Annotated in this window: 23 protein-coding genes and 1 pseudogene; 22 read left to right on the top strand and 2 right to left on the bottom strand. The window is 53.0% G+C overall.

What is annotated here, in order from left to right; genetic code table 11:
• Window positions 1–36 precede the first annotated feature (36 nt).
• The 3 genes from ffh to NXS13_RS01755 all read left to right on the top strand — a co-directional run bounded on the left by ffh (window position 37) and on the right by NXS13_RS01755 (window position 4005).
• Window positions 37–1596, top strand: coding sequence for a signal recognition particle protein (ffh, locus tag NXS13_RS01765; RefSeq protein WP_259077084.1), 1560 nt, complete (start codon window positions 37–39; stop codon window positions 1594–1596).
• Window positions 1597–1792: 196 nt separating this feature from the next.
• Window positions 1793–2272, top strand: a complete 480-nt coding sequence (gene rpsP, locus NXS13_RS01760; protein ID WP_259076271.1) for a 30S ribosomal protein S16 — start codon at window positions 1793–1795, stop codon at window positions 2270–2272.
• A 107-nt stretch (window positions 2273–2379) separates the two neighbouring features.
• Complete coding sequence (locus tag NXS13_RS01755; RefSeq protein WP_259076272.1) at window positions 2380–4005, top strand: hypothetical protein; 1626 nt, start codon at window positions 2380–2382, stop codon at window positions 4003–4005.
• Here the strand turns inward: NXS13_RS01755 and NXS13_RS01750 are convergent, their stop codons facing one another.
• Complete coding sequence (locus tag NXS13_RS01750) at window positions 4006–4398, bottom strand: cupin domain-containing protein (RefSeq protein ID WP_259076274.1); 393 nt, start codon at window positions 4396–4398, stop codon at window positions 4006–4008.
• A 78-nt stretch (window positions 4399–4476) separates the two neighbouring features.
• Between NXS13_RS01750 and rimM the strand changes: the two genes are divergently transcribed.
• The 15 genes and pseudogenes from rimM to NXS13_RS01675 all read left to right on the top strand — a co-directional run bounded on the left by rimM (window position 4477) and on the right by NXS13_RS01675 (window position 17769).
• Window positions 4477–4992: a ribosome maturation factor RimM gene (rimM, locus tag NXS13_RS01745; RefSeq protein WP_396124681.1), complete on the top strand. Its 516-nt coding sequence runs from the start codon at window positions 4477–4479 to the stop codon at window positions 4990–4992.
• Window positions 4992–5879: a tRNA (guanosine(37)-N1)-methyltransferase TrmD gene (gene trmD / locus NXS13_RS01740; RefSeq protein ID WP_259076277.1), complete on the top strand. Its 888-nt coding sequence runs from the start codon at window positions 4992–4994 to the stop codon at window positions 5877–5879. Before rimM ends, trmD begins: the two co-directional genes overlap by 1 nt.
• On the top strand, window positions 5872–6252 hold the full coding sequence (locus NXS13_RS01735; RefSeq protein ID WP_259076278.1) for a hypothetical protein: 381 nt from the start codon (window positions 5872–5874) through the stop codon (window positions 6250–6252). The genes trmD and NXS13_RS01735 overlap by 8 nt, the downstream gene beginning before the upstream one ends.
• 154 nt (window positions 6253–6406) lie before the next feature.
• Window positions 6407–7525, top strand: a complete 1119-nt coding sequence (locus NXS13_RS01730) for a CE1758 family FMN-dependent luciferase-like monooxygenase (RefSeq protein WP_259076279.1) — start codon at window positions 6407–6409, stop codon at window positions 7523–7525.
• Between the two features lie 6 nt (window positions 7526–7531).
• On the top strand, window positions 7532–8182 hold the full coding sequence (locus NXS13_RS01725; RefSeq protein WP_259076280.1) for an FMN reductase: 651 nt from the start codon (window positions 7532–7534) through the stop codon (window positions 8180–8182).
• Between the two features lie 93 nt (window positions 8183–8275).
• Window positions 8276–10549, top strand: a pseudogene (locus tag NXS13_RS01720) (Tex family protein).
• Window positions 10550–10556: 7 nt separating this feature from the next.
• The gene (locus NXS13_RS01715; RefSeq protein ID WP_259289262.1) at window positions 10557–11120 is read left to right on the top strand and encodes a methylated-DNA--[protein]-cysteine S-methyltransferase; all 564 of its coding nucleotides are present in this window, start codon (window positions 10557–10559) and stop codon (window positions 11118–11120) included.
• Window positions 11121–11282: 162 nt separating this feature from the next.
• Window positions 11283–11624 carry a 50S ribosomal protein L19 gene (gene rplS / locus NXS13_RS01710; protein ID WP_259076284.1) on the top strand — a complete coding sequence of 114 codons (342 nt, stop codon included), beginning with the start codon at window positions 11283–11285 and terminating at the stop codon, window positions 11622–11624.
• Window positions 11625–11748: 124 nt separating this feature from the next.
• Window positions 11749–12540, top strand: a complete 792-nt coding sequence (gene lepB, locus NXS13_RS01705; protein WP_396125059.1) for a signal peptidase I — start codon at window positions 11749–11751, stop codon at window positions 12538–12540.
• A 15-nt stretch (window positions 12541–12555) separates the two neighbouring features.
• Window positions 12556–13236, top strand: coding sequence for a ribonuclease HII (locus NXS13_RS01700; protein ID WP_259289260.1), 681 nt, complete (start codon window positions 12556–12558; stop codon window positions 13234–13236).
• Window positions 13226–13531, top strand: coding sequence for a DUF2469 domain-containing protein (locus tag NXS13_RS01695; protein ID WP_259076287.1), 306 nt, complete (start codon window positions 13226–13228; stop codon window positions 13529–13531). The genes NXS13_RS01700 and NXS13_RS01695 overlap by 11 nt, the downstream gene beginning before the upstream one ends.
• 211 nt (window positions 13532–13742) lie before the next feature.
• Complete coding sequence (locus NXS13_RS01690; protein WP_259076288.1) at window positions 13743–14141, top strand: YraN family protein; 399 nt, start codon at window positions 13743–13745, stop codon at window positions 14139–14141.
• Window positions 14131–15663: a YifB family Mg chelatase-like AAA ATPase gene (locus tag NXS13_RS01685; protein WP_259076289.1), complete on the top strand. Its 1533-nt coding sequence runs from the start codon at window positions 14131–14133 to the stop codon at window positions 15661–15663. Before NXS13_RS01690 ends, NXS13_RS01685 begins: the two co-directional genes overlap by 11 nt.
• Complete coding sequence (locus tag NXS13_RS01680) at window positions 15650–16825, top strand: DNA-processing protein DprA (protein ID WP_259076290.1); 1176 nt, start codon at window positions 15650–15652, stop codon at window positions 16823–16825. The genes NXS13_RS01685 and NXS13_RS01680 overlap by 14 nt, the downstream gene beginning before the upstream one ends.
• A gap of 44 nt (window positions 16826–16869) precedes the next feature.
• Window positions 16870–17769, top strand: a complete 900-nt coding sequence (locus tag NXS13_RS01675) for a tyrosine recombinase XerC (RefSeq protein ID WP_259289259.1) — start codon at window positions 16870–16872, stop codon at window positions 17767–17769.
• Between the two features lie 42 nt (window positions 17770–17811).
• Here the strand turns inward: NXS13_RS01675 and NXS13_RS01670 are convergent, their stop codons facing one another.
• The gene (locus NXS13_RS01670) at window positions 17812–18351 is read right to left on the bottom strand and encodes a M23 family metallopeptidase (protein WP_259076292.1); all 540 of its coding nucleotides are present in this window, start codon (window positions 18349–18351) and stop codon (window positions 17812–17814) included.
• 413 nt (window positions 18352–18764) lie between these two features.
• Here NXS13_RS01670 and rpsB point away from each other — a divergent pair, with 413 nt between their 5' ends.
• The 4 genes from rpsB (at window position 18765) to frr (ending at window position 22461) form a co-directional block, all read left to right on the top strand.
• On the top strand, window positions 18765–19589 hold the full coding sequence (gene rpsB / locus NXS13_RS01665) for a 30S ribosomal protein S2 (RefSeq protein WP_259076293.1): 825 nt from the start codon (window positions 18765–18767) through the stop codon (window positions 19587–19589).
• A 281-nt stretch (window positions 19590–19870) separates the two neighbouring features.
• Complete coding sequence (gene tsf / locus NXS13_RS01660; protein ID WP_259076294.1) at window positions 19871–20698, top strand: translation elongation factor Ts; 828 nt, start codon at window positions 19871–19873, stop codon at window positions 20696–20698.
• 319 nt (window positions 20699–21017) lie between these two features.
• Window positions 21018–21752, top strand: a complete 735-nt coding sequence (pyrH, locus tag NXS13_RS01655; protein WP_259076295.1) for a UMP kinase — start codon at window positions 21018–21020, stop codon at window positions 21750–21752.
• A 151-nt stretch (window positions 21753–21903) separates the two neighbouring features.
• Entirely contained in the window at window positions 21904–22461 is a 558-nt protein-coding gene (gene frr, locus NXS13_RS01650) for a ribosome recycling factor (RefSeq protein WP_259076296.1), read from the top strand.
• Window positions 22462–22476 lie beyond the last annotated feature (15 nt).

The following is a 22476-nucleotide window of genomic DNA, read 5'->3' as shown; positions in this document are numbered from 1 at the left end:
GGCTGAGCATAAGATATTAAGGAGATGAGTAGTAACGTGTTTGAATCTCTATCAGACCGCCTCGGCAAAGCCCTCACGGGGCTGCGATCAAAAGGTCGCGTCTCAGAAGCTGACGTCAATGCGGTGGCTCGCGAGATTCGACTCGCCCTCCTCGAAGCCGATGTTTCTCTCCCCGTCGTGCGTGGCTTTATCTCTCGAATCAAAGACCGCGCGCTTGGGGCCGAAGTTTCCAAGGCTCTCAATCCAGCTGAGCAAGTCATTAAGATCGTCGACCAAGAACTCACAGGCATACTTGGTGGGGAAACCCGCCGTCTCAGCCTAGCCAAAACTCCTCCCACGGTTATCATGCTCGCTGGTCTTCAAGGAGCGGGTAAGACTACTCTCGCCGGCAAACTTGCAAAATACCTGAAAGATCAAGGTCACACTCCAGTTTTAGTGGCCTGCGACCTACAGCGCCCTGGTGCAGTGCAGCAGCTTGAAATCGTCGGCGACCGCGCTGGGGTTCCGACCTTCGCTCCAGATCCAGGAACCTCCATTGATACCGTCGATCATGAAATGGGCACCTCCCATGCGGATCCGATCGAGGTGGCCGCCGCTGGTATCGCCCATGCCAAAACCAAAATGCACGACGTGGTGATAGTCGATACTGCTGGACGCCTTGGTATCGATGAGACTCTCATGGACCAAGCACGCGGGATCCGTGATGCTATCAACCCTGATGAGGTGCTCTTTGTCATCGATGCCATGATTGGCCAGGACGCGGTGCATACCGCGCAGGCCTTCCGTGACGGCGTTGATTTCACGGGCGTAGTGCTCACCAAGCTCGATGGTGATGCCCGAGGTGGTGCAGCGCTTTCGATTCGCGAAGTCACCGGCAAACCGATTATGTTCGCTTCCACAGGTGAGAAGCTCGAAGATTTCGACGTTTTCCACCCTGATCGCATGTCCAGCCGAATCCTCGGCATGGGCGATGTGCTTTCCTTGATCGAACAGGCCGAAAAGTCCATCGACCAAGAACAAGCTATGGATGCTGCGGGCAAGCTCGCTTCGGGTGAGCTCACGCTCGAGGACTTCCTTAATCAAATGCTGATGATCCGCAAGATGGGGCCAATAGGCAATCTTCTGAAGATGCTGCCTGGGGGCTCGCAGATGGCCAAGGTCGCGGATATGGTCGATGAGAAACAGCTCGATCGCATCCAAGCAATTATTCGTGGTATGACCCCCGCTGAGCGTGAAAACCCCAAAATTCTGAATGCTTCCCGCCGCAAGCGAATTGCACGTGGCTCCGGAGTGAGTGTGAGCGACGTCAATCAGCTGATTGACCGTTTCTTCGAAGCCAAAAAGATGATGGGAAAGATGGCTGGCTCCATGGGTATGCCAGGAGGCTTTCCTAATCGAAGCGCCACCAAGAAGCAAGCTAAGGGTCGTCGGAAGAAGAACGGGAAGCGGAAGGCCCCGAAGCGTCAAGGTCAGGGTATGCCTGATCTTGCGGAATTACAAAGAATGCAGCAGCAAATGGGCGGCGGTTTTCCCCAGATGCCCAAGGGTATGGAAAATATCGATCTGAATAATCTCGACTTTGGCAAAGGGCGCTAGTTTGACCCGAATACAGGAGGTGTACTAGTCTTGGCGGGGTTATCTACGATTTTAGATAACCCCGCAACCTGCAGATTACACCGCCTCCGGCTCCGGCCGAACGGTACGTCACATCGCAGGATAAATACGAAAGGGTCGCAACCGGCCGGTATATTTTCCGGTGTCTGAACGGCCCAGTGACTGAAAGGAAGCCTTCATGGCTGTCAAGATTAAGCTCCAGCGTCTCGGTAAGATTCGCACTCCTCAATACCGCGTGGTTGTGGCTGATGCTCGCACTCGACGCGATGGTAAGGTCATTGAGAACCTTGGCATTTACCAACCCAAAGAAGACCCATCTGTCATCCAGATCGACTCTGAGCGTGCTCAGTACTGGTTGAGCGTGGGTGCTCAACCTACCGAGCCTGTTCTCGCTCTGCTAAAGGTGACAGGCGATTGGCAGAAGTTCAAGGGACTACCTGGTGCTGAAGGTACCTTGAAGGTGGCAGAAGAGAAGCCTTCCAAGCTCGAGCTCTTCAACAAGGCACTCGCTGAGGCTAATGAGGGCCCTACTGCTGAGGCTATTACGGAAAAGAAGCGTAAGGCTAAGGAAGAAGCTGACGCTAAGGCTAAGGCAGAAGCAGAAGCTAAAGCTAAGGAAGAAGCTAAAGCTGAGGAATCAGTCGAGGATTCAGAGTAATTCTTCCTAATTTTTTCGCAGCCCTTTTCGGTGTGCATCCGTGATCTAGAATGATGGCGAGGCACTGAAAAGGGCTTTGTTAACCCTTGGGAAGGGAGAACTTGAGAGTGGATCCCATAGAGGAATGTCTGCATCTCGCTGCCAGCGGTCTCGATCGTGATATCGAGGATGCGATCGAGAAACTAGAGAAATTACTTGCTACGGTCGACGATGCGCAACAGGGTCGTATTCACATCTATCTGTGTGAGATGCACGCCGAATTTAATCGATGGGACAGGGTAAAAGAGCACGCCCTGAAGGCCTCTTCTCTCCCTTTTTCCGGCAATAGTGGGTGGTGCTGGCTCGAATATGCGCGCCTACAGACGGAGCCTGGCTATACCACTCCCGTCGCCCAGTTACTGCAGCGACTGAACTCGATCGCTTTAGAACCAGCTCACGAGTTCACTGGTTTGCAGCTTTTAACTATGTTGGAAAATGCGTGGCAAGGTCGCAAATTTTTGCGAGTTTTTATACCGTGGTTGGGCGAACGTCGCGATGTGCTCTTTTCCATGGTTCCTGAGTCTATTGTGGCTATCTTAGAAAGAAATCTCGCGCTTCTTGATGGCTTGGAACGGATCCACTGTTATGAGCGTGTCCTCTCCTGGCCAGAAGTTCGGAATACGAGCGCGGGTCTTGACTTCTATATCGAGTTTCTCGATAGCGTGGAATCGTCGGGTGCCATACAGGATCCCGTTATCCTCCCCGTGCTCCAGGAGCACACGCGGACTCTTGCCGATTTAGCGCTCATGCAGGATAGTCCCGGGGTCGAATTCATTGCGCGCAAGAAGTATGCTCTCTATCTCATGGCTGGGGCGCGTTACCCAGAGGCATTGATTGAGATTGATCGATTAATGGAATTCTACGATTGGGACGCGCGTCCGGAGCAGGAGCGCGACGACGCTAAAGTCGGCCAAGAGTTTCTGTCTCTGACAACCCACCACGAACTCCAAGCCATGCGCATCGAGTGTTTGGTCACTGTCGAACCTGGTGTAGCCACAGAGGAAGCTTTAGATATTCTCGCTGACTATGAAAAGAGCGCCCCTGTCAGCGATTACGGAGTTATTCTAGCTCTCTATTTACATGCCGAAGCGCTGAAGACGGGAGATAACGCCACCGCCACCACGTTTCTTGGGGAACGAGCCGCTCATTTTGCAGCAGATTCGTACGAGGAGTCTCATCGTGGGCGTTCTCTATTAGCCTTGGTTCTTGCCGAACGAGCCCAACGCTTATATCAGGATGGTCACTGTGAAGAAGCTATGAGCGATATCTACCGGGCGCTGAAAATCGAGCAGATTAACGAAGCGGTAGAATTTCTCGTTCGAAATATTTGGGAGCACGTGGAACTGGATCGCCACGGTCTCGACATGGTGTCATCGGTTACCGAAGCGGTAAGGTACCTATACGATTGTGGAATATTTGCGCAAAGCGAAGGGGATTGGTCCAGTGCCATTTACTACTTCGGTCGCTGTGTCGAGATTGCCGAGCATTCCCCCGATCCCGCCCACCGGACGCCACTGATTTATGCCACCTACGAGATGGGTGCTGTGCGCGAGGAACTAGGGGAGAACGAATCGGCAGCTCTGTGCTATCGCAATGTTATCGATATGGTGGAAAATGGAGAATTCAATGATCCGATTATCAATGAGCTCTACGAGGCTGCTGCCGAAAATCTCAGTGCTTTGCAAGGGCGCTAGCTAATCCTTAACCGGTGTGAGCATGGTGAGAAGCAGAATATTCTCAGCTGCGGCCTCGGTCGGACAACTCACGCGGTGGACCGTATGCGCATCCAAGTGAATAACACGTCCAGGGGTTAGGACGATATTATCGCCATGACAGCCGAAGACAAGTGAGCCGGCTAAACATTGCACTGTGATGGGGTGCGCTGCCTTGTGATCTTTGAGCTCTTGGCCTGGGGCGAAATTAAAGAGAATGATATTTGCGCCATTTGCTCGAGCTACCCTTTGCACCCCGGGTTTATCCCCGTGCGGTTGTGGTGCTGCCTGCGGGGCGTCGATGACGGTGAGACCGCTGTCGGTGCGGTCGAGGTTGCCGAAAGTCTCTGGGGTATGTACGGGCTCAGTATTCATACCCGCCACTATAGTTCAGTCCCGATAGTTCTGCGCCAAAATTTATGCCCAGGGATTATGCTCTAAGCAGTGTTTGCTATGGTATTGACCATGGAATTGATGATTGGCAAGGTAGTAAAATCCCACGGGATCAAGGGCGAAGTGGCTGTAGAGATAACCACTGATGATCCGGAGCTTCGGTTTCGGGTCGGTGAGCCCCTGAAGGCTCGTCAGGGCCGCAAGGATAGCGTATTAACTATTGAGAGTCTCAGGCCACATCAGCATCGGTTATTAATTAAATTTGAAGAAATTGCTGACCGCACTCAAGCGGATAGTTTGCGCGGCACTCACTTTTATGCCGAGCCCCTTGATGCTGAGGATGACGAAGAGGCCTTTTATGACCACGAATTGGAAGGTCTGGAGGTCCACCATAACGGTCTACATATTGGCGAGGTTATCGGAGTAAGCCACGGACCAGCAGGTGAACTACTTGAAGTACGGTTGCGTTCGGGCAAAGAGGCGCTGATACCTTTTGTGCACGCCATCGTGCCAGATATTAACCTCGAATCTGGCTTCCTGGTTATTACCCCTCCCGAAGGGCTCCTGGATCTCTAATGCGTCTTGATATCATCACAATATTCCCCGAATATCTTGAGCCACTACGCCATGCACTCCTCGGGAAGGCTATTGAGCAGAAAATTCTTGAAGTTGGCGTGCATGATTTACGCCAGTGGGCTCATGATGTGCATAAATCGGTCGATGATACTCCCTATGGTGGAGGACCTGGTATGGTCATGAAACCGACGGTGTGGGGGCCAGCCCTCGACGATATAGCTACGCGAGATGGACTATTCTCCACTGCTCAGGATCTTAGCTCCGCCACGGCGCACCGTCACAGGTCCAGCGATAATTCCTCCACCCTTGATGAAGCCCGTGCGGATTGTCGAGATCCTCGACCCCTGCTTGTGGTTCCCACCCCGTCGGGTAAACCCTTTAGCCAGCGGGATGCAGAGGAATTTGCGGTGGAAGATCATATCGTCTTTGCCTGCGGGCGTTATGAGGGTATTGATCAGCGAGTCATCGATGACGCTCACAAACGTTATCGGGTGCGTGAGGTCTCCATTGGTGATTATGTTCTCATCGGTGGGGAAGTAGCTACTTTAGTCATTGCCGAAGCCGTGGTGAGATTGATTCCTGGCGTCTTAGGCAATCAGCTCAGCCATGAGGACGATAGTTTTTCCACTGGTTTGCTTGAGGGGCCAAGTTATACCAAGCCGCGGCAGTGGCGTAATCTTGATGTCCCGGAGGTACTTTTCTCCGGTAATCACCAAAAAGTGGCGCGGTGGCGTCGCGATCAAGCTCTTTTAAGAACTTATCTCGTACGCCCAGATCTCTTGGACGCAGTAGAGTTGAGTGCTCGAGATATGCAGGCTTTACGTGAATGCACCTTCTTAGCCGACCAACCTAAAAAGAAAGAGCGAGGAACGGAATTCGATGACTAATCGAGCTGTGACAACTGATCTTTCCGTATTGATGGATCCGTTGACACTCGATCAACTCGTGGCCGATTTACCGGTAGCTCTTAAATCGCACGGTTATACAGTGCGTGCGATTCATAGTGAGGCGGTAACCATGAGCTGCGAGCCGGAAAATATGCTGGTTTCGGAATATGAACAGCGTGAGGGCCGCGTTCCTTTGGTTGAAGTCCTATTTAGGGTACTGATCCACGGATCAACCAAGTTGGACTTGAAGGCGGCTACCCAGGCTGTAAGCTCCTCGTTTCCCCCTCAAACCTACTGGTATGGCACCAGTGTGGAGGGAAGTGTAAATCCCCACATCGATGCTATCTGCCAATTTAAAACTGAGGAGAGCTGATTCGCTAGATATGAGCGGTGCTTAACCTCTGTGTAGGCACAACAAGCGGTCGAGGTAGAACATTAAGCTGCAAATTTTGTGGTGGTGAGCCGGGGATGAGGGTTGAGAGTCCCTAGTTGTTGACACGTCTACAACTTTTATTTATTCTATGGTTATGCAAATCGGAATTTTCTCAATCGGCGACGTAACCAAAGACCCAACGACAGGTACAACCCCAACCGAACACGAGCGTATTAAGGCCACCGTAGACATAGCCAAGAAGGCCGAAGAAGTAGGCCTCGACGTTTTCGGTACAGGGCAACACCACAACCCGCCTTTCGTGGCTCCGGCGAATCCGCCCATCTTAATGGCTCACTTAGCGGCTCAAACTCGTCATATCCAGTTCACCACAGCTACGACTCTGATTACCACCACCGACCCCGTTCGAATCGCTGAAGATTATGCGTATGTCCAGCATCTAGCGGAAGGCCGGGTGGACCTGATGATGGGCCGTGGTAATACCGGCCCCGTTTATCCTTGGTTTGGTAAAGATATCCGCAAAGGCATTGAATTAGCAGTAGAAAATTACCACCTTTTACGTCGATTGTGGCGTGAGGAAAATGTCAACTGGAAGGGGGAATTCCGCACCCCACTACAACAGTTCACAGCCGTTCCGCGGCCCCTCGACGACGTAGCCCCCTTTGTCTGGCACGGCTCCATCCGCTCCACCGAGATTGCCGAGCAAGCAGCTTATTATGGTGATGGGTTTTTCCATAACAATATATTTTGGAATATCGAACATACCGCCAGCATGGTGAATCTCTATCGCCAGCGTTTCGAGCACTACGGACACGGTGCCGCCGATCAAGCAATAGTCGGTCTCGGGGGACAATTCTTCGCTGCCGAAACCGAGCGTAAGGCTCAGGAGTTTTTCCGCCCTTATTTCGACGAGGCGCCAGTATATGGACACGGGCCTTCTATGGAAGATTTCACTCGCATGACCCCACTGACGGTGGGGACCCCAGAACAGATCATTGAACGGTACCTCGGCTATGCCGATGCGGTAGGCGACTTCCAGCGTTTGATGTTCCTAATCGACCATGCCGGTCTTCCTCAGGAGGTTGTGCTCGAGCAGATCGAGATTCTGGGTAAGGAAATCGCCCCAGTACTACGACAAGAATTCGAAGCTCGTCGCCCCGCCCACGTACCAAGCGATCCTCCAACCCACGCGAGCTTGGTTGCTGAAGGTGAGAACTCGTACCATCGCCTCGTTATTCCGGCTGAAGGAAAGTAGGTAGAGATGAAGAAACTATTAGTGCTTAACGCTGGAATGTCTAGCCCCTCGAGTACCAGGCTTTTGGCCGAACGTATTGCGCAATCGGTGGTGGCCCAGGTTTCTAAGCGGGGTGAGGGACTTGAGGTTGAGTATGTGAACCTCACCGAATACGCAACTGATCTTGCCACGGTGATGACCACAGGTATCTATACCGATAAACTGCGTGAGGCTATGGACAACGTCACCGACGCTCACGCTGTGGTGGCGGCAACCCCCATCTTTGCGGCAAGTTACTCAGGGCTATTTAAGATGTTCATTGACACTCTCGATCCGCAGGCATTAACTCGGATGCCTGTCTTGATCGCAGCTACCGCGGGAACCCCACGGCATTCGCTCGCTCTCGAATATGCGATGCGCCCGCTATTTGCCTATATGAGAGCTGTGGTTGTGCCAACTGCGGTCTTCGCGGCCACCGATGATTTCGGTTCCGACAGCGAGATCGAACACCGCGTCAACCGTGCTGCTACCGAACTTGCAGAGCATATTGTGAGCACCAACTCCGGAGTTGTTGGATTCGGTCCCGATTACGATTCACTACCGCAGCGTAGCTCCAATACCACCATTAATCCCGAAGTCAGAAGCTTTGCAGACCTCCTGAAAGGGCATACTGGCTAGAACCTTCCTCCTATACTACCGTCGTCGAAGTCCATGATGGCGGTAGTATTTTCCTTTTCACAATCGATTTCTGGCCTGACTACAATAACGCTCATGAGTGAGTCAGCAGCGTTTCATGTCGAGACCATTGCCACGGAACTCAGTGTCGACCCCGATCAAGTTCGCCGTGCCCTGGCGCTAATCGACGCTGGAAATACCGTTCCCTTTATCGCCCGTTATCGCAAGGAACACACCGGTGGACTTGACGATTCCCAACTGCGTCATATTCACCAACGCAGCCAATATTTAGAGGAATTTCAGGCCCGTAAGCACGTTGTCCTCAGTGCCATCGACGAGCAGGGCAAACTTACCCCCACACTGCGTGAGCTCATTGCGGGATGCGAGAATAAAGCCCGCCTAGAAGATCTCTACGCACCCTATAAAAAGCGCCGGAAAACCAAGGCTGATACCGCACGCGAAGCAGGTCTCGAAGCCCTCCTCGACGAGCTCATGACCGATAAACCCCATGACCCAGATGAGTATGCAGCGCGATTTATCCACGCCGATTTCCCTGATATCAAGGCTGTGCATAAAGGTGCGCTTGCCATTTTTGTTGACCGGTTGACATTCTACCCGGATCTGCTCACTGAGATCCGCGAGGCCATGTTTAGAAATGGAGTACTATCTTCACAATTAATTGACGGTAAAGCTGAGGAAGGGGCGAAATACGCCGACTACTTCGATTTCTGCCAACCCTTCCATAGCCTCCCTTCCCATCGCATTCTGGCGATCATGAGAGGAGAGAAAGAAGGGATTCTTAAGCTCGAATTAAACCCGGGGGATGATGAATTCTATATCGGACTGGTCATGAAGCATCTGGGGCTCACCGCTGGGTATCCATGGCTCGACCACGCGGTGCGATGGGGCTGAAAAACCAAGCTTTATGTCGGTGCGAGCCTCGATACGCGGATGCGCTTAAATGAGAAGGCCGAAGCAGGCGCCCTCGATGTTTTTGCCCGCAATCTCAAAGATGTCCTGCTTGCAGCGCCCGCGGGTCAACGCACCACTTTAGGTTTGGATCCGGGCTATCGCCACGGAGTGAAATGTGCGGTGATCGACGGCACCGGAAAAGTTCTCGATACCGCTGTGGTCTATCCCCATCAGCCTCACAACCAGTGGGACAAGACGTGCCAGCACCTCACTCACCTGTGCCAACACTATGCAGTGGAACTAATCGCAATCGGCAACGGAACGGCCTCGAGAGAAACGGAGAAACTAGCAACAGAAATTGCCGCTGCTACCTCACAATCCGGCGCAGCCCGCCCGATCCCAGTGGTCGTGAGCGAGTCTGGTGCCTCGGTGTATTCTGCGTCCGAACTAGCAGCGCAGGAATTTCCCGATATGGATGTCTCCCTGCGCGGCGCTGTCTCCATTGCTCGGCGCTTGCAGGATCCCCTCGCCGAATTGGTCAAGATCGATCCGAAGGCAATTGGGGTGGGCCAGTATCAGCATGATGTCAACCAGGCAAAGTTAGCGTCAACTCTTGATGCCGTCGTTGAAGATGCCGTCAACGGGGTCGGCGTAGATCTCAACACCGCCTCCCATCCTTTGCTCACCAAGGTGGCTGGTATCACCCCAACGATCGCCAGCCATATCATTTCTTACCGCAATGAGCATGGTTCTTTCAGCTCTCGAGCTGCACTCAAGAACGTACCCCGTCTGGGGCCGCGGGCCTTCGAACAGTGCGCTGGATTTTTAAGAGTCACCGGTGCCGCAGATCCCCTCGACGCTTCCGCCGTGCACCCAGAGGCTTATCCGGTCGTGCGCGCGATTGCACGCAGCGCCAACCTCGACGTTGCTGACCTCATAGGTAATACCAGGCTTCTCAGCTCCCTCAATCCAGCTGACTTCGCAGACGATATGTTCGGTGTTCCCACCGTGGTAGATATTCTGGCTGAATTAGATAAGCCTGGTCGAGATCCTCGCCCAGAATTCAAAACGGCGGTCTTTAAGGAAGGCGTGACCTCGATTGGTGACGTCCAGCCAGGCATGATTCTAGAGGGAACTGTGACCAACGTTGCCCAATTTGGTGCATTTGTTGATATTGGGGTTCATCAAGACGGATTAGTGCATATTTCCGCTATGAGTGAGAAATTTATCTCTGATCCCCACGAGGTTGTCCGTTCGGGCCAAGTCGTGCGCGTGAAGGTTCTCGACGTGGATCCCCAGCGCCATCGAATTAGTCTCAGCATGCGCCTTCGAGATGAAAAAGCGACGCGGTCTCCTAATAAGAAACAGCCGCAGAGGAAACAGCAAGCGTCGGCCTCCGGCTCTCTAGCTGATGCCATGCGACGCGCCGGCCTGGAAAATAACCTGGAACAAAACTAGTCTCGCCATGGCGCGCCTACCAAACTATGCGAGCATCGATATCGACTCTCCAGTAGGACAATTGCGGGCCCGTTTCTGCGGAACGCGTATTGTGGGTTTGTGGCACCGCGAACAGCGCGGCTTCCCCGACGAGAATCAGATCTCGAATGATACCGTTCCAGCTCATGCTGCGGCTGGATTACGACAGTGGTTAGCTCAGTATTTTGCCGGAGACGAACCTGACGAGGGTCTCATCACGCCTGAGATTCAGGGAACCGACTTTGCGATGCGTGTATACCGAGCCCTTCAAACCCTTCCGAGGGGGGAGATGATCACCTACGGAGGATTAGCTCGTGCTATTGGAAAACCAAGAACCGCCCGAGCGGTGGGACGCGCACTTGGAGCCAATCCACTCCTGCTCATCGTCCCATGTCACCGCGTCGTAGCGGCGCACTCACTCGGCGGGTTCGCAGCCCCCATGGTCATCAAGGAATTTCTCCTCACGCTCGAAGGAGCAGATCTCTGCGCGGTGAAAAGGAGGGAGCTGAAGAGACCGCAAGCGACGGATGGTGGCCTCCCTGAGCTAACTTGATGTTCCTAGCTAACAACGGTAATATTCCCACAGTTGTCTGGTTTCTTGCCAGCCTTCAATACTCTGTAGTGGATATGAACCAGCACGAGCGCCCAAAAGTTTTTTTAGAAGGAAGTGCCGCTAGGTTCCTCTTTCCTATAAAAGAAAAGGATTGGTTTAACTGTGAACCTTCTTGACAAAGTTGATGCAGCTTCATTGCGCGACGATATCCCAGATTTCCGCGCCGGCGATACTCTTGACGTCCACGTTAAGGTTATTGAGGGCAGCAAGTCTCGTGTGCAGATCTTCAAAGGTGTCGTAATCCGCCGCCAGGGATCCGGCATCCGTGAGACTTTCACCGTCCGCAAGGTGTCCTTCGGTATCGGTGTGGAGCGTACGTTCCCAGTGCACACCCCCAATATTGAAAAGATCGACGTGATCACTCGGGGCCGTGTTCGCCGAGCTAAGCTGTACTACCTGCGTGATCTACGTGGTAAGGCTGCCAAGATTCGCGAAAAGCGCTAGTTTTTCTGGCGTAAAAAGAATTCATCCTGTGGGTACGGAGACCATCCGCCCACAGGATTTTTTGTTGGTGCCAGCTCAGCTTAGTCATCCGATATCTAGCAATAGGAATCAGACGCTGCACGAGATGCTGCTAAGATTCCACAGTGTGAATCAGCATCCAGCATATGACGCATCGGGCGCGAAAGATCCCGACGATAAGAAGCCGAAAGAGAAGAAGGAAAAGCCCTGGTATATCGAGATACCGCTGGTTGTTCTCCTCACCATTATCTTCATTTCGATTCTGCAAGTATTCGTCGGCCGCATCTATCTCATACCCTCGCAATCGATGGAACCCACTTTGCATGGATGCGCGGGTTGCTTCGGCGACCGCATCTTTGTAGAGAAAATAACCTACGCATTCGATGACCCTCAGCCAGGCGATGTAGTGGTATTTAAGGGTACCGATTCATGGAACACGAATTTCGTATCTTCGCGCTCCACCAATCCTCTTATCTCTGGTCTCCAGGAGGCAGGAGCCTTCATCGGATTCGTCGCTCCAGATGAAAACGATCTAGTCAAGCGCGTCATTGCTACGGGAGGACAAACCGTGCAGTGTTTGCCGGGTGATTCCGGCGTCATGGTTGACGGGAAGCGAACAAGCGATTCCTTTATCAATACCCCACCTCAATACCCAATTTCGCCTGACACTGGTTCCGATGCATGCGGGGGCCCATATTTCGGCCCGGTTAAAGTACCCGACCAACACCTCTTCATGATGGGAGATAACCGAACCAACTCAGCCGATTCGCGCTACCACTTGGGGGACAACACCCAAGGAACCATCCCCGTAGATAATGTGAAAGGTAAAGTATCCTTTATTCTCTTCCCCCTACCGCGCACTGGTTTTATTGAGCACGTAGACCTAGGCACCAATTAGTTAACCATATTATCCATGCGCACCCTGAAATATCTTCGCACCTTCGAAGTCGCCCTAGACAAAGCAGGTCTAGGGCCCGTTGCGGGGGTCGACGAAGCAGGGCGGGGGAGTTGCGCTGGCCCTATTACAATCGCCGCGTGCATATTACCCTCTCATCCCATTGCCGAACTCGCGGAATTAACCGATTCCAAAAAACTCACACCGGTAAAAAGAGCCCAGTTATACCCACTGATCCTCCGCTACGCACTCGCAAGCGCAATTGTTCATATCAGCGCCCCAGAAATTGATATCCGCGGAATTCAGAATGCGAATACTTCTGGTATGCGTCGAGCGGTGGCTCAATTAAAACTAAGCCCGCACTATATTCTGACTGATGCCCTGCGCATTGAAGGTTTTTCCGCGCCCTCCTTGCCGATTATCGGCGGCGATAGCCAAGCGCGGTGCATTGCAGCCGCGTCGGTTCTGGCTAAATACGCGCGGGATACGGTGATGGAGGAATTCCATGAGAAATACCCTGTCTATAATTTCGCCCGACATAAAGGGTATGGCACCCGTGAGCATATCCACGCGGTGCGCCTCCATGGAGCCAGCCCTATTCATCGTTATAGTTATGCAAATATAGCCGCAGCGCATAAGCAGTGGCTGGCACAAGAAAATTTCCCACATCAAAGGGAGGAACAGATTGATGAGCGCTGAAGATCTAGAGAATTATGAGGCTGATGTCGAACTAGCCCTATACCGCGAGTATCGGGATGTGGTTAGTCAATTCTCCTATGTGATAGAAACTGATCGGCGCTTTTATCTTGCTAATGCGGTGGAGCTCATCCCGCATACCAACGGCGCTGATGTTTACTATGAAGTTCGGATGTCCGACGCCTGGGTGTGGGATATGTACCGAGCCGCACGCTTTGTTCGCTACGTGAGAGTTATAACGTACAAAGATGTCAATATTGAAGAACTAGATAAACCTGAGTTAGTCATCCCTGACTAGAGGCAACGCAACTCGATCTTTTACGGGTCCATTTAGACCAATGATAGCTATGGTCCATATGGACCCTTTAAGCAGAATCCCACAGAATCTGTTTGCCAGCATATTTTACCTTTGCCACGGTGCCCGTTCTCGTCAACGCTAAGAAGTGAGCGCAGAAAAATCTGCGTCCAATCACTTTAAGTTTTATGCCTTGCTAGAGAAGAGCACCCCAATGTCTATAACCTCTTTATCTTCTTCAACTCAGCAACTGCCACCTCCAATACTCGCCACCGTCGGCGAGAACGCAGCCGTCGATTTTCTGCGGCGGCGAGGTCTTAAGATCCTTGGTCGCAATATCGCCTATCCATGCGGAGAGATCGATATTATCGCCTACGATCCCCTCCACCGCATACGTGTGGTGGTAGAAGTGAAAACTCGAAGCTCCTACACCTATGGAGCCGCTGAAGCAGTAGATCAGAAGAAACTACGGCGGATGCGGGCCACCGCGATTTTATGGGCGAAAACGCGAATTTTCCTGCCCATGCGATTTGACGTTATCACTGTGGTCACACGCGATGGTCGCTTCGCTGAGATCACCTGGTATCGAGGGGTGGACTCGGGTGCTCGCTAAAACTTATTCAGTAGCCTTTGATGGGATCAACTCCATACCCGTAGAAGTGGAAGCAAATATAGGGCCGGGTCTGCCTGGAACCTATATCGTAGGGATGGCGTCGGCCGCAGTTATCGAGGCTAAAGATCGCATAAAAACAGCCGCCCACAATCGCAACCTTCCTTGGCCGAAGACTAAGATCACGGTGAACCTCCTGCCCGGGGATATCAGCAAAACGGGCAACCACTTCGATGCCGCTATAGCCACCGCCATCTTAGTTGCGCAATCGGGAGACACAGATCTTCATAGGCGCGCCGCTCGCACCTTGATTGTGGGAGAAATCGGTTTAGATGGTCGCCTCCGCGGGGTTCGTGGGACCTTACCTGGAATACTGTGCGCTCATCGTAATAAAATACCAACAGCGATCATTCCTCATGCCAATATCGAAGAAGCTCAAGTAGCCGCCGGTATCGGCGTTGAGATCAGGGCGGCGAAGACTGTCGGCGATATCGTGGCTTGGCTACGAGGGGATATAGTCCTCCCAACCGTATCGAGTTGCCCCAACCCACAGACACCACCACAGGGTGTCGTTGATATGAACCAGATCATGGATCAATCAGTAGCGAAAGAGGCAGCCGAAATTGCGGCTGCTGGCGGTCACTCACTCTTTTTAACCGGGCCTAGGGGAAGTGGAAAATCCATGATCGCCGAGCGAATCCCCACCATTCTTCCCCCTTTGAATCAAGCGGAAGCCATTGAAACCGCAGCGATCTATGCTCGTGCAGGGCAGCGAATGAGCCATGAGGCATATCGTGCCCCCTTCGTAGCCCCACATCACAGCGTGAGCGCGGCGGCACTCATCGGAGGAGGACATGGGCACCCTAAGCCCGGTGCGGCATCGCTGGCACATCACGGAGTCCTCTTCCTCGATGAGGTTTCGGAGATCCCCGCTAGGGTGCTCGATCATCTTCGCGTCCCCCTTGAACAAGGATGCGTGCGCTTGCAGCGCCGCCACCGCATCATCGAATTACCAGCACAGTTTCTGCTCATTATGGCCGCCAACCTGTGCCGCTGTGCAGCACATGAAGTTAGTGAATGTACCTGCTCCGCCACTACGCGGGCCAAGTACCTGGCTAATATTTCTGGACCGCTGCGGGATCGGATCGATATCTATGCCAAGACTCATAGCCGCGGAACCGTCACCCCAGCGACTACTGTCGAGTCTTCTGCCAATATTGCCCAACGGGTGAGCCAAGCACGAAGTCGAGCGCGTTATCGTTGGGAAAAAGCGGGCTTCGGCCCAATGATCAATGCCACATTGGAGCCAGCGGTAGTGCGCCGAAACCACCCCGCAGATGACGAAGCCATGGCGATGATGAGTAGTTTTCTAGCCCGCGGACTCATCACACAACGAGGAGTTGATCGAATCTTAAAAATCGCTTGGACCCTCGCCGACCTCGAAGGTGCGCCCCAGCCTGGGGTAGATCATATCGCGCGTGCCAGTAAACTGCGCGGATCGGAGAGATCTTATGCCAATATCTGACTCAAGAATCGAAGCGTGGGCCTATCTATCGCGCGTCATCGAAGGTCCCAGCCGGCATCTCCAAGCCCTGATCGATCAAGGCCATGATATTGAGGAGATTGCGTGTGGAGTCAAAAAGCGGGCTCCGTGGATCGGCTCCTTAGCGGCTGCAACGGCCGCTCGCTATCATATTGATCGGGCGAAAGAGGACCTAGACAAAGCCCATGACTGCGGCGCTAGATTAATAACACCCGAGGACAAGGAATGGCCAGGTGAGCTTTTTGATTCGGGCTTCGGGTTCGCTGAGCGTGGCATGAGCCAGTCCCCAAAAGGTCAGCAACCTGACGCAGCGAGGCCCCATGCACTGTGGGTCAAGGGGGCAAATATTCGTGCTCTAACCGCTCAATCACTGACAGTGGTAGGAACTCGCGCTGTTTCCGCATACGGACGCGATGTCACTGAACTCATGGTTGCAGGGCTCGTCAAACACCAATGGACCATTATTTCCGGGGGAGCACTCGGCGTGGACACCATCGCACACGCTACAGCTCTCAACGCGGGTGGAGCGACCGTGGTCGTTCAGGCATGCGGAATCAATCGAAGCTATCCAGCGGCAAATAGGGCACTGTTTCGGTCCATAGCGAAATCCCCTGGTGGGGCACTCATCAGCGAATACCCTCCAGATGCGCCGCCGTATCGGCACCGCTTCCTCACGCGCAACCGGCTCGCGGCAGTTCTTGGGCAAGGAACCGTTGTCACTCAAGCCGCATGGCGTTCCGGGGCTCTCAATACCCTGCAGTGGGCGGCAAGTCTCGGCCGCCAGCCCATGGCAGTTCCAGGCCCTATCACGGATATCAATTCCTTTGGGTGCTTGGAGAAAATAAAAACAGGTGAAGCGCAGATGGTTCGATCCCCGAACGAGGTCAGAGAACTCGTACAACCTCTGGGTACCGTCGACCCCGAAGCACAATACGAGCTCGATTTTGCACCCACAGCGGTCCAAAGACTTTCTCGGAACGAATTGCGGGTCTACGATTCCACACATGCGCAGCCATTAAGCGCAACTGATATAGCCGAACGTGCAGGACTACCCGTGGGATTAACCATGCACCTCCTTATTGAATTGCACGGGAAAAATATGGTGAGCCGGAAGCGCAATTATTGGATTCGCGGCGAAAGCTAACGGTGCTCTAGACCTTTAGGCTCACATCCGCCTACGCTAGAGATATGACGGGTTCAGATAATGAATACGGCCAACTCGAGACCGCAATAGCAGATTATCTCACCCACCTCGAAGTTGTGGTGGGGCGTTCACCGGCGACCGTAAGAGGTTACCGCGCCGATCTGCGCGATTTTGCAGCCACCTACCGCAACTTCACGGACTTCAGTCTCAAAAATTTACGGGCATGGCTTGCGGGTGCGGTTGAATCTGGAAAATCCCGGGCCACCATGGCAAGACGAATCGCTGCAATCCGTAGTTTTTCTACCTGGGCTTTTAAAAAAGGTTATATCCAAGGCGATATTGCCCAACGCCTGCAAAGCCCCACCCCGGCGCGCAATCTCCCCCACGTCGTACCCGCACCTAAGATTAATCAACTCATGACAGCCTCCGCAGCCACCCGCGAGCCGGAGTACCTGCGCGATCACGCAATCTTGGAACTTTTTTATGCCACGGGAATCCGCGTATCCGAACTCTGCGGTATCGACTTGGGAGACTTCGACTTCACCAGAATGGTCGTTACAGTCACCGGCAAGGGCAATAAGCAGCGCGTCGTTCCCTTCGGAGACCCGTGCCGAACAAGCCTTATTACCTACCGCGATCAAGCCCGAGCAGAGTTAATCAAAGAATCCACTCCCGCCTTTTTCCTCGGTTCCAGAGGCGCACGTATTAATCCGCGTGTGGTACGGCGGTTAGTTGAGCGCGCCGGGCTGGAATTGCGCATCGCGGGGCTAGGGCCACACGCTGTCCGCCATAGTGCAGCCACCCATATGTTGGACGGTGGTGCAGACCTGCGAATGGTGCAGGAACTCTTAGGTCATTCATCGTTAAACACAACGCAAATCTATACCCATGTCTCTTCCCAACGGCTCTATGAGGCCTACAAGCAATCGCATCCCCGAGCCTAGTAGTCACGAGGGTATTGATGTTGTACGGGTCGACGGTGGATTTCAGATTTTCATGTGATTCCATGGTTTGAGGCGGATATCTATATCCGCAAGAAGAGAAAGTGGATCAATATAGCGATCGGAGGCTATTTTGGCACCCCAGTGCAATCCGTCATGGTCTCGCCCCGAATTTCCTAAGGTTCCTAGGACCTGACCTTTATACACCGGATCTCCGTTAGAGAGGGTACTGTCGACAGGCGTATAGGTGGTGCGTACCCCGTTCGGATGCTGGATAGAGATTGACGGCACTCCGGCAACTGAGCCCGAAAAATACACCTCCCCCTCACCGGCAGCTACAACCGGTGCTCCGCGACTGGCGCGAAGATCCACCCCGCGGTGCCCAGCGTGCCAGTTGTGTTCGAGATCATCGAAGCCGTGGATGACAAAGGAGACGGTTGAAGTGCCAGTGATCGGGTCTATGAACGCCGCTTGGCTAGATGAATAGAGTTCATTCGGAGTCGCGGCGACGACGCCGTCGATAGAGAGAACACTCAATCCCGCCGATATTATGACGATCAATTTGATGTTTGTGAGCATAGCCATAATGACAGTGCACCACTACGGCCGCCTCTGCGCCTGTGCTGGTAACTGCTGTGAGCCACAAATGTGGATAACTGTGTCCTTTCAAAAAGATTAAGTCGACCGACTATATGGCGGGTTTTCGACTTGATTAGCTTACTTAGCTCCGCTAGAATTCACCAACGGCAGTGTGTGCTTTGGATACGTCTTGGATATGTCCTAGCATTCACGTGCTTAAATTTCGCGCAGTCACGTGTATTCCAGTCGTATCAAACGCACTTTGTGTGGGGATGTGCCAGGAATACGCCGGTGATCAGTGACATGGTCCGTGAATCCTAATATTTCAGGGTGTAACGGTGTTACTGTCGGTGCTGGCTGCTAGGAACTGGGGAAAGCCCAGTGATATATAACCAAAATTACTAGAGAAAGGAAGCACCATGGCAGTTGTATCCATGCGCGAGCTTCTCGATTCTGGTGTGCACTTCGGCCACCAGACTCGTCGTTGGAACCCAAAGATGCGTCGCTTTATCTTCACCGAGCGCAATGGCATCTATATCATCGACTTACAGCAAACCCTGACGTTCATCGATGAGGCTTATGAGTTCGTCAAAGAGACCGTCGCTCACGGCGGCACCATCCTCTACGTTGGAACCAAAAAGCAGGCTCAAGAGCCCATTGCTAACGAAGCCGAGCGCGTTGGGATGCCCTATGTGAACCACCGCTGGTTGGGTGGCATGCTCACCAACTTCCAGACTGTTTCCAAGCGTCTGCACCGCATGAAGGAATTGCAGGCCATGGATGCCGCTGAGAACGGCTACGAAGGCCGCACGAAGAAGGAAGTCCTCATGCTCACCCGTGAGCGGACCAAGCTTGAGCGCGTACTTGGTGGCATTGCCGATATGACCAAAGTTCCTTCCGCCTTGTGGGTAGTTGACACCAACAAGGAGCATATTGCCGTAGCCGAGGCACATAAGCTCAATATTCCAGTGGTTGCCATTCTTGACACCAACTGTGACCCTGACGTTGTGAACTTCCCAGTTCCTGGCAACGACGATGCTATCCGTTCCATTGCAGTTTTGACCCGGGTCATTTCTCACGCCGTTATTGAAGGCAAGAAAGCCCGCGAAGAGCGCGCTCTGGCAGCTGCTAAAGACGCAGCTGGCGAGAAGGAGGACAAGGTAGAGGTAGCCGCTAAGGTGGAGGCCCCTGCCGAGGTTGCTGAGGAAGCTAAAGAGGCGCAGCAGGAAGCTGAAGCCAAATAAGTACTTCCCACCATCAAGCCTCCGAGCTCCTACTCGATAACAGCCAAGCTGCGAGGGGATAACGAGACTATAGATGCAGCGCCTCACCGGTTCAGCCACGAAAACTTTGGCGGCTATATATATTGGTGGGGCGCTCATTCTTTTCCTTTCGCTTAAAACGCGGAACAGAGAAAGAATCACAAACAAATACATCGTATTTCAGTGCGAGTCTGCTCCATGATGAGTACTCTAGGCACAGAGATATTAGTAAAAATTCCAACAACTGAGGAGGATCGCCCCCTATGGCGAACTACACCGCTGCAGACGTAAAGAAGCTGCGCGAAATCACCGGATCCGGCATGCTGGCCTGCAAGAATGCGTTGGCTGAAACCGACGGTGACTTTGAGAAGGCCGTCGAAATTCTGCGCATTAAAGGCGCTAAAGATGTCGGAAAGCGTGCAGAGCGCAACGCATCCGAAGGTCTCATCGCGGTCTCTGGCAATACAATGGTTGAGGTTAACGCCGAGACCGACTTCGTGGCAAAGAACGCTGAATTCAAAGAATTTGGCCAGAGTGTTGCCGATGCCGCTGCTCGCGTGAATGCTAATACCCCCGAGGAGCTGGCTGCTGCACCTCTCGGTGATAAGACTGCTGGTGAGGCAATCCTGGAACTCTCGGCAAAAATCGGCGAGAAGCTCGAACTCCGCCGCGCCGTTACCCTCGCCGGTGAGAAAGTTTCCGTTTATCTGCACCACCGTTCCGCTGACCTGCCACCATCAGTCGGTGTCATGGTTGCCTACACCGGTGAAGGAGAGGCCGCTGAAGAGGCTGCTCACTCCGCCGCGATGCAAATTGCTGCACTCAAGGCTCAGTACCTAACTCGCGAAGATATCCCAGAAGATGTTTTGGATAAGGAGCGCCACGTCGCTGAAGAGATCACTCGCGCCGAAGGTAAGCCAGAGGCTGCAATCGCCAAAATTGTAGAAGGCCGTCTTGGCGGCTTCTACAAGGACGTCGTTCTTCTCGAGCAGCCTTCTGTTGCGGATAGCAAGAAGACTGTCAAGGCACTGATGGACGCCGCTGGCGTTACCATTACCGCTTTTGCCCGCTTCGAGGTTGGCCAGCACTAAAAGTAATTCACTGACCAATCTGCGACTTCGCTTCCTCCCCTCCGCACGGAGATAGAGGGAGCGAAGTCGCTTTTTACCGCCTGATACAGCTATATCGGTTGGGTAGGTGAGGGGTCCATAGGAACGATTGTGTCCTCGAGGGAACCAAGGTTTTATCAGGGATAAGGTAAAATAAAGAATTTGAGACTGCTGTCTCATCCTCACCGCGGTCAATTGGTGGCGAGGACGAGATGAACTCCACAAAGCGGTTTGTCTTCCCTCTTAAAGAGAAGTGCAGGATAACCGCGATCGTTGAATATGAGGAAAGGCGCTGTGGACTATGACAATAACTGAATTTGAGGAACCTCGTACTGGCTATAAGCGGGTCATGCTTAAGCTGGGTGGTGAAATGTTCGGCGGGGGAGCAGTGGGTATCGATCCAGACGTTGTTTCCAATGTGGCACGTCAAATCGCTGGGGTTGCCCGCTCCGGAGCACAAATCGCAGTAGTCATTGGCGGCGGCAATTTTTTCCGGGGCGCCCAATTACAGCAGCGAGGCCTCGACCGTAATCGCTCCGATTATATGGGAATGCTGGGGACCGTCATGAACTGTCTCGCACTGCAAGATTTTCTGGAACGAGAAGGTATTGAATGCCGCGTACAAACGTCCATCAATATGGCTCAAATAGCGGAACCGTACCTGCCCCTGCGTGCCAAGCGCCATCTGGAAAAAGGGCGAGTGGTTATCTTCGGGGCGGGGATGGGTATGCCCTATTTCTCAACGGATACCACAGCTGCACAGCGCGCACTCGAGATCGACTGCGAGGTGCTCCTGATGGCTAAGGGCGTGGATGGGGTCTATTCTGATGATCCCCGCCAGAATCCTAACGCTGTGCTGTATGAGTCTATAACCCCTCGTGAGGTACTAGAAAAGAGCCTCAAAGTAGCCGATACTACCGCCTTCTCCCTCTGCATGGACAATAATATGCCGATCCTCGTCTTCAATCTCCTCACCGAAGGCAATATTGCCCGTGCTATTGCTGGCGAGAAAATTGGAACCTTGGTGAAATCCTAGGCCCTGGGCTCAGACTCTCAACCAGTAGCTAGATTTAAAAGTCGGCATCGACCATTGCACCCGGTCGGGCCACAGTACCCAAAAGATTGTTATGGGAGAAAAGAATTTCCCCCATAACGCATACCATTACCAACACATAGAAGAAGGAAAAATGTTAGACGATATTCTCCTCGAGTGCGAAGAACGCATGAGCAACTCCGTCGAGCACACCCGAGAGGATTTGGTGACCATTCGAACCGGTCGCGCTAATCCCGCCATGTTCAATGGAGTCATCGCAGACTACTACGGTGTGCCCACTCCGATCACTCAAATGTCGACCATTTCGGTGCCAGAAGCAAGAATGCTCCTGATCAAGCCTTATGAAATGTCCATGATGGGCGAAATAGAGAATGCGATCCGCAACTCCGATCTTGGTGTTAATCCGACCAACGACGGACAAGTGCTGCGAGTGACCATCCCACAGCTCACCGAAGAGCGTCGCAAGGATATGGTTAAATTAGCTAAATCCAAAGGCGAGGATGGCAAGATTGCCATCCGTAATATTCGTCGCAAGGGGATGGATCAGTTTAAGAAGATCCAAAAAGACGGCGACGCCGGTGAGGACGAAGTCAACTCTGCCGAAAAGGAACTTGATAAGCTCACAGCTAAATATGTTGCCGCTGTTGATGAAGTAGTAGGCAAAAAAGAATCCGAACTCATGGAAGTTTAATCCACATATCACCGA

Source organism: Corynebacterium sp. ES2730-CONJ, assembly GCF_024834055.1.
Taxonomy (GTDB): domain Bacteria; phylum Actinomycetota; class Actinomycetes; order Mycobacteriales; family Mycobacteriaceae; genus Corynebacterium.
The sequence above is the reverse complement of the archived record's forward strand: the minus strand, read 5'-3'. Positions and strand labels throughout refer to the sequence as shown.